We start from the raw sequence: 13,116 nt of genomic DNA, 5'->3' as shown, positions 1-13,116 counted from the left end.
ACAAAAAGGCTAGGATGCAGATAGAATAAGCCTCATAGCCCTCTCCCCTTGCTGGTAGTACTTACGCTTATTAAGACTTAATCTCAATAATTCAGTAACTAACTCATAAGAATTTTCCATGAAATTAACCCAATTGTCGCCATAAAGACCAATATAAAAACTACTATGTCGTCGAACAATCCTTAAGGATTCTTTAATTCGTCCTACATATTTTTGAACACCCATGCGTTTAATTTTTTGACCAGATATAGTTGCAGCCGTATAAGCAAGTGAGATTAATAATATTAGGGAAATTAACCGTTCACCTGATACATTAGTATCTTCTAAATTATAACCACCGCTTTTAAAATCTCTAAACATCTCTTCAATATCAAAACGTTGTTTATAAGCTCTAATAACTGAATCTAAATCATCTAAGTTGGTAAGGATAAACCAGCCCTCCTCCGGCGCAACTCCCAAACGTTTACGCTTCCATTTAGCAGCAAGATTAAAGCTAATAAACCCAAGGGATTTTGTATATTTAATCCCTTGATAAAAGAAGGAAAGACCAGGCGCTAAACCTAAATCTCTTAATTGCAGCCAAATTTCCGGTTCTATTTCTATAAATGCATCTTTTTTTAAGCGTAAACAGAAATATATTTTCTGCTCTGTCAGCCAGTTAGCCAGCTTTATCGAGCAAAATTCACGGTCTCCTAACACTACAGTTTTATAATTATTAAAAAGCGGCAATGCTTTTTTGAATACCGCTTCTTGCTCATCAAAATTACTTGAACCTAATTTGTTTAATAGCTTAAAGTATATTGGAATAGACCTTTTATCCCAAACCACACTAATCATTAACAGATTAATACACCCCCAATTAGTTCGGTCAATTACTAAATAAATAACTTCATTCAAGGGAAAATATATCTCTAACCAGCTTTTAATAATTGGGAACCAAATTTCTTCAATATTTATGTAATTTAATGACAAAAATCTTTGGATTTTCTTTCTTCTACTTTCAAAAAATATAGGGATAGGTAAAGCAGTAGCCAGTGCTTCAATGCTAACAGTTTTAATAGATTGTAATAAATTTATTAGGATTTTTAGTAATAAATATTCTGCACGTCCCAATTCTCGCTTGAGGTTTGTCTCGTAGAATTCTGGTAACATTATCATTAAATAGAGCTTGTTGCGAATAAATGCTCTTTTTCTTTTACCACAAATTGCTACACTCTTTGCAATATAAGCATTCTAAACCATTTTGTCCCCCCGCAAGCCCTCAAATATACCACAAAACTTTTTTGCAAAAGGTCTAAAGAAAGCTGGTGGAGAATTCTTAATTATCTGTAGTAAATCTGATGCTAAATCTCTTGTTAGCTTTTGAATAGCAATCTCTAAATTTTCTTCTGGTGTACGACTTGTATCTAGCTCGACTTCACTACCATTAGATATAGATTGCTCTGATTGCTGATTATAATTTTGGAATTCTAGAAATTCAGGAAATTGCTTTAAAAATTTAGCATTAATCTCAACAGGATTAGTTTTAACAGCATCGAATCCCCTATCAGTTATACGAAAATAACCTCGCTTAGTTGATTCTATTAACCCAGCTTTCTTGAGATAAGTGCGTGCCCATCCTATACGATTATCAAAAGTCGGTTGGCGACCACTAGGCAGTAGTTCTTTGCGTTCTTCTTCGGTTAATCGGAAGTGAACCGCCAGAGCCTCAATTCCTTCCCGTAATGAATGTTCCTTTTGGTCAGTCGTAAACTTCAGCAACGGCAGCATTATAGCTTGGTACTGTTCGTCGTGGCGCACCAGTTCTGACTTTACGTTTAATCGAAATTAAAGTTGGTAAGGCTAATTATTCTTATATTACTTCTGTCCTTAATCCACAAGTTTTACCTCCTTATGTGGTGGCTGATTTATATCGCCGAAGATGGCGCATTGAGGCTTTTTACACGGTAAAACGTTTATTAGGATTATCTTATTTGTGGACAGTTTCTATTAATGCTGTCAAGTTACAGGTATGGGCTACTTGGTTATTTTATGCTGTTTTAATTGACTTAGCAGATGCTGTTGCTGATGAGTTATCTCTACCATTTGACCGCATTTCTTTAGAGAGGATCTTTCGTGGTTTGTATCATTTTAGTGTCGCTTACGACAAAGGGAAGGCGGATGACCCCATTAAATACTTTGCTGCTTTAGAAAATCAAGATTTAGGAACTGTCAAAGCCCTGCGAAAACCAGTCTCCAGGCTGGATTTATCCCCTTTTCCTGCTCCTTCTTGACAAATGTGCAATTACCTTAACCTCTCACGGATGGGTCAGCTCCATCGAGGTTAACGCGATAGAGGTTAGCAGTTGAGGAATGCAAAATGACCATATATTTTCACACGTTAGCTGCTTATGGACTTCCTGGAGTGCCAGGGCACTTAGGGAAGCTGGAGCTTTTGCTAAAAATTTGATCTTACTAAAGTTAGAGGTTTGGTTTTTGGAGAACTGGCATCATATACATAACTATACCTAATAATTAAAGACAACTTATGTCTGTTATGGAAGGATAATTATCCAAGCTAGAATGGGATACTCTTTCACTGTGCTCACAGAATTAAGTCATAGTAATGCAGCGTTTGAGATGATTTTGAAAAAATTAGGTAACAGAGATGATAAATGAAATTCAAAATCCCGAAATAGACAGATTCGATAGAGAAATTCCCTTCATCATCATCGACAACTTTAGACCATTAAATGTGGACGATAAAGAGGATAAAATTCCTAGCTACATTGCTATCAGTACGGCAACAAATAATGCTGAAGATAACTATGATCAATCAATTTTAAGAAATTTAAATCTTAATGTAAATTCTCATGAGGCAAGTGCTGAAAATTTAGTTAAGAAGACAGAATCTTCTCTTGAAGAGATTGCTAAAAGGCTATCGAAGCTTCAAACAAATGATCCTCAGATTGTCATTGCAGTACATGGATTTAATAATAATTTTGAGAGTGTACAAGCTTGGTATAAAGATATTCAAAATTATATTAATGCTGATCCTACTATTATTGAGGAAAGGGATGTTATTTTTATTGGCTATCGTTGGCCTTCAGAGAACTTTATAGATGATTTAAAACTTAGTATAGCTCATGCATTTGAAGCTTTACCTATTTTGCCAAGAAATATTTTTTTTGCTGGTCTATTAATTAGTTTACTGTTGTTAACTCTTTTGATCATTTTTTTTCAAAATTTTCTAATTTTTGCCTTCGGATTAACTATTATTATAACCTCACTCATCCTTGCACTAATTATATTGAGGTTGGTAGTCTACTTCCGAGATTCTTATCGAGCGGCTTATTTTGGAACTCCTGACTTAGTAGAGCTAGTCAGGCAACTTGATCGTGTTATCTCACAGCATAACCCAAATAATAGAGTAAAATTGAGTTTTCTAGGGCATAGTCTAGGCTGCTCAGTAATAACTAATGCCATTCGCATTCTCTCCGATGCCTTTGACCCTCAATCAATTGGTACTCTTAACACTTATCAAACTGGGAAACGACCAACCAATCAGATTGGGCGGATTTTCCAACTTGAAAGGCTTGTTTTTGTTGCTCCCGACATTCCTGTAGAGTCAGTTATTCCTCGACGTTCAAACTTTTTGCGTTCAGCAATCCGACGTGTTGCAGAGGCGCACGTATTTACTAATGAAGGAGATCTTGCACTGAGACTAGCGTCTACTGCCGCGAACTACTTTAGTTTTCCAGCCAAGACTCGCTTTAGCGGCTATCGTCTCGGTAATTTGACAGTGAAACACTTCAGAGACTTTACAGATAAGTTAGGTTCCTCTCCACAATATGGAATCATCAATAACCCGGATTTAAGAAACAACCTTCCATTCAAGCATCTTGAAATCCGCTCTTCAAACGCTGAACATAGAAACTTAGAAGAGAAGCCTTTCTATCCTTGGGTTGCCAATAATCCAAGACATGTAACTAACCGCTTTAGCTACTATGACTGCACTGACTATTTTGACAGGAGGAACGGAATAAATAGGCATACAGGTATTGTTAGCCTAGCAGTTCGTAAACCTTCTCTCAACTTGCTTGATTATGGCAAACTTTTCTTTGCTTACGTCCTAAATACCTTTAATTCTAAGGTTGGTGTGGATACTCATGGTGGTTATTTTCAAGGGAGATTTGGTAAAGACCTAATCTATCGTCTTGCTTTTGCCGGATTTACTAAACTATGCACATCACTACAACCACAAACCCTTGATCAAGAATGTAACAACAACAGAATTCAAGTTGTCCTAGGGCAAACGCATCTAAATATTGAAGGCGAATGATCAAGATGGAATTCCTCAAAGTTTTACCACATAAGACTTCCAAAAAAGGAAGCGTCGATTAAATAATAATAATCTTTTTTATGAGGTAGATTTGTGGCAGCCGACGGCCAATACGGCAATACGGTTCGGTTAAGTTCTAAGCGGTGTTAAGTACAGAGAAAGTGAGTGTTTGTAATTTAGCTGTTTGGGTTCTATGTATGGGTTTTTTGGTCGGAAATTTGGCCCTAGTCTTTTTGACAACACGAGGATTGCTTCGACCTTCAGGCTCTGGGATCTGCTCATCCAAAATTTCGCGCTTCAGCCAAGGGAAAAAAAGGGAAATTCGTCAATTTGGAGCCGTTGGAATTTAGGAACAGCCCGACGAACAATATTCAGCGTGCCAGTAAAACTCAATCGTAAAGGGGAGATGTGAGCAGATTCGGCAACTTGAAACATGAGGGAACGTATGGCCCAATGCTTGAGGGGAGACAAAATACCCTGAAATAGATATATGGCAAGTAGTGTAGCAATTTATGGTAAAAGAAAAAGAGTATTAATTTGCATTAAGCCCTATTAATGATAATGTTACCAGAATTCTACGAAACAAACCTCAAGCGAGAATTGGGACGTGCAGAATATTTATTACTAAAGATCCTGATAAATTTATTACAATCTATTAAAACTGTTAGCATTGAAGCATTGGCTACTGCTTTACCTATCCCCATATTTTTTGAAAGTAGGAGAAAGAAAGTCCAAAGATTTTTGTCTTTAAATTACATAAATATTGAAGAAATTTGGTTCCCAATTATTAAAAGCTGGTTAGAGATATATTTCCCCTTAAATGAAGTTATTTATTTAGTAATTGACCGGACTAATTGGGGGTATATTAATCTGTTAATGATTAGTGTAGTTTGGGATAAAAGGTCTATCCCAATATATTTTAAGCTATTAGACAAATTAGGTTCAAGCAATTTTGATGAACAAGAAGCAGTATTCAAAAAAGCATTGCCGCTTTTTAATAATTATAAAACTGTAGTGTTAGGAGACCGTGAATTTTGCTCGATAAGGCTGGCTAACTGGCTAACAGAGCAGAAAGTATATTTCTGTTTACGCTTAAAAAAAGATGCATTTATAGAAATAGAACCGGAAATTTGGCTGCAATTAAGAGATTTAGGTTTAGCGCCTGGTCTTTCCTTCTTTTACCAAGGCATTAAATATACAAAATCCCTTGGGTTTGTTAGCTTTAATCTTGCTGCTAAATGGAAGCGTAAACGTTTGGGAGTTGCGCCGGAGGAGGGCTGGTTTATCCTTACCAACTTAGATGATTTAGATTCAGCGATTATTGCTTATAAACAACGTTTTGATATTGAAGAGATGTTTAGAGATTTTAAGAGCGGTGGTTATAACTTGGAAGATACTAATGTATCAGGACAAAGACTAATTTCCCTAATATTATTAATCTCACTTGCCTATACAGCTGCAACTATATCTGGTCAAAAAATTAAACGCATGGGTGTTCAAAAATATGTTGGACGAATTAAAGAATCCTTAAGGATTGTTCGACGACATAGTAGTTTTTATATTGGTCTTTATGGCGACAATTGGATCAATTTCATGGAAAATTCTTATGAGTTAGTCACTGAATTATTGAGATTAAGTCCTAATAAGCGTAAGTACTACCAACAAGGAGAGAGGGCTATGAGGCTTATTCTATCTGCATCCTAGCCCTTTTTGTAGCCCCGCAAGGGCCCAATGACCAAGTAGCCAGCCATATATTTCCTGAACAACTTCACGGGGATTGAGAGAACGAATCAGAGTTTTACGCCCTAAAAGATGGACTTTAAGTTCATCAATAGTACTCTCAACTTCCCAACGCCGATGGTATTCTGTAGCTAGCAATAAAGCGGGAAAGCACTCAACGTCAGTCAAACTGTTAATTAAACGGTAAGTTTGCCCTTGGGCATCAGTATCAATGGTGTACTCAATTACCCGAACCAGAATTTTTGTGCCACCTTTTTTCTTAGATTTACCGTCCGGGGCAATCCAAGACAGATAAGAACCATCGGGCAAGACTTTCTCTACGGTAAATTTGACATTCTTTGGTATTCTTCCCAAATAATCACATTTTTGTTTTAGGGTTGCCTGTACCATTTTGTAAGAATGTAGCCCTCTATCCCACATCAACAACATTCCTTTTTCTACAGAGCGTAAGAGCTTTTTTGCCCTGACTCGTTCGCCAATGCGGTACGGACACATCAGTGCGTCAACGATTAAATGTGTTCCGGCTTCAATCAACAGTACCAAACGAACCTTGGGGAAAGCAGCTACCGTACCGTATTGCGTGTTGCTGGGTAGCCAAATACTCTTGCATTTGCCACTGTATCTGGAACATCAAATACTGTCCCGTCTAGTGCCATCAACCGCAGTCCCCCCAAAAAAGCCCCTGGGGTTTGGACTGTGGCGCAAGGATGCACTACCAAATGAAATAAGCGGCTCATCACTCTACACCCTACACGCTGTCTGGCTTCAGTTATTGACGACTTGCTAGGTACGCGCCAATATAGGCATTGTAAGAGTGATAGGATATCGAACATGGGCGAATTGTAGCTTTTGAGTTGTCGTTGTGGTAGACAATAACTCTACTACAGAGCGCCCTATATCTTCACCGTCTTCTTTTGGCTAAGGTATTGCTTGCCTTAAAGCAATTTGCATCCTCAAGCAATCCACAAGAGAAGAAGCAGGCTGTCAGCGCTTTATCAGGCATTGCCATCTCAGGGGTAGAGCAAACTAAAGCTAGTGCCTTAGGTGCTTTAGGATCAATATTCGACGATTTCAAGTCTGCCGTAGTGAGAATCAGGAGCGTGTCGAATTCAGGGCAGACTGTGGTCGCCTCAGGAATTATTGTAACCAAAGAAGGTCATATACTAACAGCTGGGTACGTTGTTTCAGATGTTGGTAATGGTGACAAATATACATACTCGGTGGAGATGTGGGATGGCAGCACCAAAACAGCAATACTTCAAGATTTTAATTCTACTGACAATCTAGCAATACTGAAGATTGAAAGTGGCAACTATAGAAGTATTAATCTTGCTGCTAACATTCCGCCGAGCAACACAAGAGTTGTTACAATTGGCGCTATTTCAGGAGGACCCATTCAACCTGCTGTCGGAACTATAAGGGCTGTATCCGAGCAGTTTCTTGAAATTGAGTTTGACACTCCTGGAGGAATGGCTGGCATCGCCGGGGGACCCGTCCTCAATGCTTCTGGGGAAGTTGTTGGAATCTCATATTATTTCAAGCCACCTTTGAGGCAAAGTATACGAAGCGACATCGCTAAGAAATACTTACAATCTAAAGGTATAAGCGTATAGCAACATAACGCTATCCCTAATGCCCGACATCATCCGCGCCCCCCATTCAACTTGGATGATAACCCTGATTCCGCACCAAAAACTGTCACAAAAGAAATGACAGGGAATTTGGGAGTTAGTTTTTGATAAAAAACCAAAGTCATGAGGGATGGAAAGTTAAAAATTAAGCTGGAGTTGGAAAAAAATGGATGGTTATAAAAAAATACTGCATGAAAAAGTAGAGTTACTGAAAATAGAGTGAGTAACTCAAAAAAGTTGATAAAAGCAAAGCTTGAGTGAAATGACAATCAAACTAATAAATAGTAGCGACGACAAGCATTAGGGAAGAATTGTAATATCCCTAATCTTTCATCAGAGAGGTTTGATATTTGTGAAACACCATTAACAATTAATAAATGGATACCTTGGAAACATTGAAGTATCCATCTGAGAGTGGGGCGGGGTGTTAGTTTACCTAATTGATTTTTGATTTTTTGATTTTGAGCCAATAAAGTTTTACGTAATTGTCGTTGCCCTAAAGTATAAACTAACAAACATAAACCCATAATCATGGATAATGCTTCAATGCGCTCCGGTGATTTGAGAAATATGCTGTCTGTCAAGAATAAAGGGTCTTTGAGAAACGCAAATCCTCTTTCACATGATTGTTGAGCTTTATATTCTTTAATCATGTCTGAGTGGCTCAGTTGGAATTCATGAATAACATTAGTTGCTAAAATAAATTTTCCCGAAGCGCGATTTTCTTTTTCGATTGCCTCTTTATCCTGTTCTAGCTGCGCTGAAATCTGATAGCAATATTTCCAATCAGTCTGAGAGTTATTTTTGCTTTTACCCTCTGGCTTTAACTGTTTTTTAAATATTTTAATTTCAGTCAAACGATGATATTTTAATTGCTCTGATAGATGTAATGCCGCTTTTTTGGCATCTCGATGACAAGCAAATTCTTCAGTTTTAAATCTGGTCTATGATCTCTTGAATAACCATAGGTTATATTTATTGGTTGTGGTGCTAACTCTAGGAGCTTATCTTCATTCTCTGTGGGAGCATTTTTTTCAAATGCTACTTCGGGTAAGCCAGTTTTATATTCTCCGTGTAGGTGCAATGAAGAAGAATCTAAGTGTAGCAATGATAAATCCACTCCATATTTTTTTACTGCTGCTAATGCTATCAAAGTGAATATTCCACTTAATCCTTTTAAATATAATTGGTCTAATACTCTTTCTAGTCTGTCGTCATTTAAATGTTCTGGTAATACTCCTTCTCCTATCAAGTGTTCACAGGCATAGCTATCCATATATTTAGGAAACATATATAATGTTCCAGATACAAACCCTAACCCGTTTAGTATCATTGCTTTGACCGCCTGACCCGCGCTTACTTTGGACTGCGGGTGCTGTCCAAGTATTTTATTTATTTGGTCTACCAACCCTATTTCATCAATAATTCCTGCTATTATCCCCAGGTGATTTAGATTTTTTACTTCAATGCTCAAGGGCGAATTCATTTTCACACTATCTCCCATCAACTATTTTTAGCTTTTCATGATGGAAGCTTATAGAGTGCTAATTTTATTTATTTTTTGACTTTTAACCTAATTCTGGCTATTAACTTTAATTCTGTGGTTTTATTGTCTCAATTTTTACCAGTGTTCTTAATTTTCTTACTGCTTTCTCTGTGTGCCAGTTTTGGGTGCGGAATGTAGGTTGTATTACTATGTCACTTCAAGCATAATGTGGTTCTTGTCAGCTTTTGATACTGGTGGCGAAATATTGCTTAATCTAGCGACTGAGCCATAAGCTTTGCAAATTGCAAAGTTCGCGTGGTCGCTTGTGGGACACCGGACAGCCAGTGAAAGATGCGCTTGAAGTTAATTGCCGTTGCTATCATCAAATGTTGCAGATGAGTTTTCGCTAATCCAATGTATCGAGCATGGCGGAGTCCATGAGCGCGAATGCTTTCAGAGAGAGTTGCTTCAATTCCAGCCCGTCGAGCATAGTCTGCTTTATAGTCGTCGGTCGTTGCTTGTTTTCGTGCGGCTTGCAATGCTTTGTACTGTGCTTCTGGACGAAGTGTAACCAACCGTCGCTTTTCTTTGGTGCGAGTACATAGATGCAGGCTGGGACAAGTGGCGCAGTCAGCTCGTGCAAACTTAATTTTAATTACCTCATTGTCTCGACCATCAATTGCAGGTGTCCAAGATGTACTCGTCTTACCTTCGGGGCAAATGGCAACCTGTTGAAGCCAATCGACTTTGAAATCGCTCGCTGCAAATCCTTTACCTGCTCTGGATTGCCAGCGTAGGTCTCTTGCGGGTCGGTCCCAGCAATTGGATCTGATGCTGTTGTTGAGCAGTTACCAACAATTCGGCATCTAGATATCCCGTATCAACGATATGCTTACTGGGAAGCAAATCCTTCTTAGCAAGTGAAGTATGGATTGCTTCAGTCACATCACCATCGGCGATGGGTGCTGCCGTCGTTTCAACATTTGTAATCAGATGTAACGAATTGGGTTCGCAAGTCTCACTCAAATGAACTTTGTATCCTACCCATGATGTTGTATTCTTTTTTGAATAATGAGCATCTAAATCATAGGGTGAACTAATCATTAATGTAGCTGGCGGTATTCCTTGCTCTGTTCGCCAATAAATCTCGTTATTACATACATAGTATTGCTGTACCCATACTCGTCGTAGTGTTTCGACTGCTGGAACCTGTCGTAACCATTCTGGACTATGACCATCAAAGATGGCATCGAGCAGTTGTTTTCCATCTTCGCCATACACATGGGCTTGTTCCTCTCGCGCTGCTTTTGAAGTCGGTAGATGATAATCTTCCATGCGCTCGCTATAACGTTCTATCCATTCTGGCTGGCTTTGAGCTTGCAACCAAGTAGGTGCAACAACGGCCAGCACATTCAATGCAGCCCGCAGAGTTTCTCCAGCACACTCCAGTCGTGTCACTGCCCGAATAGTTGCGACAACATGAGTGGAGTCTGTCCGTTGGCGACCTCTTGCTTGCAGCCAGCCTTGTTGTTGACACCAGCTAAGGAGTTGAGCAAACACTATATTTTCAGCTTGTTGAGCGATCAAGCGAGTGCGAAATTCGCTCAAAACAGTATGGTCAAACCCCTTATCTGTTAGTTCTAAACACAGGAGGTACTTCCAATTCCCTTCGGCTTCGGACAGCATCAGCGGCTTGACGATCTGTGAGTCCTTCAATGTACTGCAATATTGTCACCAGAGCTAATCGCATCGGTGATACTCCAGGTTGTCCCTGGTGAGAAAACAATGTACTAAAATCTTGGTCACTCACAAAGGAGTCAAGGCGATCTGCCATCGTGATGCAGAGATTACCCTTTGGAAAAATGGCTTTGGCAACTTTAGCAGTTTCTGCTGGTACAGTATAGCCCGGTTGTGGATTCAGTGACATCGAACGATACCTCTTGCGATCGCTTTTTAGATCCTAAATAACTCTTGATGGCAGCAACTTATTTGTTAAGCAATATTTCGCCAGCAGTATCAAAAGTTGCCAAGAACCATTTTATCCTTACAGTGACAGGTGCTGACTTTTCACGGGATGTGGAAAGTCAGAAGCGTAGCCATGCCGTCAGGCTTATTGCCTAGCTCACAGGTCGCAAAATTTTTATCCCACCAGTCCAGCATTGTTTGTCACCTTTAACACCCAATTTCGATTACTGCACCGTATATGCTGTGCTTTTTCCTAAATCCTTTGTAGACAAGCTTTTCGAGACTTAACGGGAAAAGTCAGAACTTCAGAAAATCGCGTTGCTCCCCTGCGCTAATTGCACTCAGGCTAAATTTCAGATGCTAGAAGGCAAGCTGCCATCTGTCAGTTTTTGATAAAGTTAGAAGTTACGATATTTTTCAGGAAACTAATGCTGGGAGTAAAAAAGTATTCGCCGCCCTTCATGTTTACCCACAGCTTAAAGTTGTATTCTTTAGTTTCGGATTCGCCCCACTTTTTTGGCCATTTTTGAGTTCCCTCTGGTTGGCCAATAAGTGGATCTGATCCGACGTTTACTTGAACAAAGTTATTAGCATTTGCCCATCTGGATTGTAGAAAATTAAACTGATTTTCAATACTAGATTGAAAGCAGAGAAATAGCAATCCTGAGCCGGCTTCGGGTTCTTTTGTGGGATCATTATTCCCATAACTGACTGACCGACGGGCAATGCGATGTTTTTTCTCCACCTCTAAAGATTGGGTAAAATCGGGTGAAGACTCCACTCTGCCTGTATCTCCGCGGGGATTCATTTTGCGAATGTGGGAGTGAAATGGGCACTTAGTCGCTACTCTATCAGTGTCATAATTGAAGTTGTTGGTTGGGGTGACTGCGTAAGTCGGTATATCTGATAAAGTCAGTGGGGTTCCGTCGTAGAAGCGACCTACGATCATTGCCCCTGCTAAGTCATCTTTGACGTTTAGCACCTGAGCTAGTTGTCGCTGATCCTCACGAAATGCTTTGACATTTTGTTCGAGTTTTCGGTAAAGCAAATAACTGCCGTAGCTATCCTCAGTTTGCCCATTAGGGTCTTTGACTAAAATGATATCTAGAGAAGCTCTCGGATTCCATGTGTTGAAGTCACAGTTATTTGTCCGGGCGCTGATAACATCTCGTTTCAAAAATAGAGGCTGACTAATATTATCAACAAAGCCAAAATGTTCAATAATTTGTCCTGCTTTATTTCTGAGGATGAAGCCGTCTTCTCTGTGAACAATATCAGTTACTTGGCGCAGTAGTTGCATTATTCTATTGACCGCTTGCAATAAGTTTATAATGTCGTCATCTGCCATCAGCACTAAGGCGTGAATTTGGCTTTGAAATCTGTTTTCCCACTCGGTAACTAGTGGATCGTTTAAAGAACTTCTGACATCATCGTTTTTCATTCCAAGGCGGAATGGCTGATCTGACGGAATTTGAAACGGCTCAAATCCTAAATATTCATAACCCTTACAGGATAAAAAGAAATTAGCAAACAAACCACCTGAAACTCCTTCTTGTCGATAGCGTACTGCCTGATCAGACTGTTGTTTGGCGGATTTTAAATAGTCTTGGGCAAAGGTTTGAATCCACTGCTTGACTGCATCAGTTCTATCTGGTTTGAATTTTAAAAACAGATGCACGCTATAGTCCCGTCCATGGCCCTTAAGAATGTCACCTTGTAAATCTTCGAGTAAAGCCTGGTATTTGCCGGGATTTTCTGGGTCAATTCCATCTTCTGGTATGGTTTTCAAGTCTTCTGCTGTAAGAGCCATTAATTTACTCCTGTTCTAAGGTTAGGATTGAACCGTTGCCGCATCAAATAAAGACAAAAGTAAATCTGCTAAAGCAGCTTTGCGCTTTGTTTGTTGGTTTCGCTAACAGCATCTCAAATCTTTGATTTAGATGGGGTTAGCTGGGTGCCTAAGCCAGGAAGTC

7 protein-coding genes and 5 pseudogenes are annotated in these 13,116 nt (G+C 39.3%); 5 read left to right on the top strand and 7 right to left on the bottom strand.

Annotated elements, in window-relative coordinates; genetic code table 11:
• Positions 1-9: 9 nt before the first annotated feature.
• Together RRG12_RS02630 and RRG12_RS02625 are read right to left on the bottom strand one after the other, a co-directional pair.
• A complete protein-coding gene (locus RRG12_RS02630; protein WP_420758242.1) occupies positions 10-1,152 on the bottom strand; it encodes an IS4 family transposase in 1,143 nt (380 codons plus the stop codon).
• Between the two features lie 81 nt (positions 1,153-1,233).
• Positions 1,234-1,770, bottom strand: a complete 537-nt coding sequence (locus RRG12_RS02625; protein WP_420758281.1) for a winged helix-turn-helix domain-containing protein — start codon at positions 1,768-1,770, stop codon at positions 1,234-1,236.
• 5 nt (positions 1,771-1,775) lie between these two features.
• Here RRG12_RS02625 and RRG12_RS02620 point away from each other — a divergent pair.
• Both RRG12_RS02620 and RRG12_RS02615 read left to right on the top strand, forming a co-directional pair.
• A pseudogene (locus RRG12_RS02620) lies at positions 1,776-2,261 on the top strand (transposase); the annotation flags it as partial.
• Positions 2,262-2,647: 386 nt separating this feature from the next.
• A complete protein-coding gene (locus RRG12_RS02615; RefSeq protein ID WP_420758241.1) occupies positions 2,648-4,321 on the top strand; it encodes a hypothetical protein in 1,674 nt (557 codons plus the stop codon).
• Between the two features lie 297 nt (positions 4,322-4,618).
• Here the strand turns inward: RRG12_RS02615 and RRG12_RS02610 are convergent.
• Positions 4,619-4,783, bottom strand: a pseudogene (locus tag RRG12_RS02610) (IS4 family transposase); the annotation flags it as partial.
• A 99-nt stretch (positions 4,784-4,882) separates the two neighbouring features.
• On the opposite strand from RRG12_RS02610, the gene RRG12_RS02605 reads away from it, so the two are divergent.
• Positions 4,883-6,025 (top strand): IS4 family transposase, encoded by a 1,143-nt coding sequence (locus RRG12_RS02605; protein WP_420758240.1) that lies wholly within the window; start codon positions 4,883-4,885, stop codon positions 6,023-6,025.
• An 18-nt stretch (positions 6,026-6,043) separates the two neighbouring features.
• Here the strand turns inward: RRG12_RS02605 and RRG12_RS02600 are convergent.
• Positions 6,044-6,861: pseudogene (locus RRG12_RS02600) on the bottom strand (IS4 family transposase); the annotation flags it as partial.
• Between the two features lie 114 nt (positions 6,862-6,975).
• On the opposite strand from RRG12_RS02600, the gene RRG12_RS02595 reads away from it, so the two are divergent.
• Entirely contained in the window at positions 6,976-7,674 is a 699-nt protein-coding gene (locus tag RRG12_RS02595; protein ID WP_420758239.1) for a S1 family peptidase, read from the top strand.
• Between the two features lie 287 nt (positions 7,675-7,961).
• Here the strand turns inward: RRG12_RS02595 and RRG12_RS02590 are convergent.
• Both RRG12_RS02590 and RRG12_RS02585 read right to left on the bottom strand, forming a co-directional pair.
• A pseudogene (locus RRG12_RS02590) lies at positions 7,962-9,178 on the bottom strand (IS1634 family transposase).
• A 269-nt stretch (positions 9,179-9,447) separates the two neighbouring features.
• Positions 9,448-11,105, bottom strand: a pseudogene (locus tag RRG12_RS02585) (IS1182 family transposase).
• Between the two features lie 47 nt (positions 11,106-11,152).
• On the opposite strand from RRG12_RS02585, the gene RRG12_RS02580 reads away from it, so the two are divergent.
• Positions 11,153-11,299: a hypothetical protein gene (locus tag RRG12_RS02580; protein WP_420758238.1), complete on the top strand. Its 147-nt coding sequence runs from the start codon at positions 11,153-11,155 to the stop codon at positions 11,297-11,299.
• A gap of 226 nt (positions 11,300-11,525) precedes the next feature.
• Here the strand turns inward: RRG12_RS02580 and RRG12_RS02575 are convergent, their stop codons facing one another.
• Positions 11,526-12,953, bottom strand: coding sequence for a Dyp-type peroxidase (locus tag RRG12_RS02575; protein ID WP_420758237.1), 1,428 nt, complete (start codon positions 12,951-12,953; stop codon positions 11,526-11,528).
• Positions 12,954-13,116 lie beyond the last annotated feature (163 nt).

Source organism: Nostoc sp. CALU 546 (assembly GCF_048836525.1).
The sequence above is the reverse complement of the archived record's forward strand: the minus strand, read 5'-3'. Positions and strand labels throughout refer to the sequence as shown.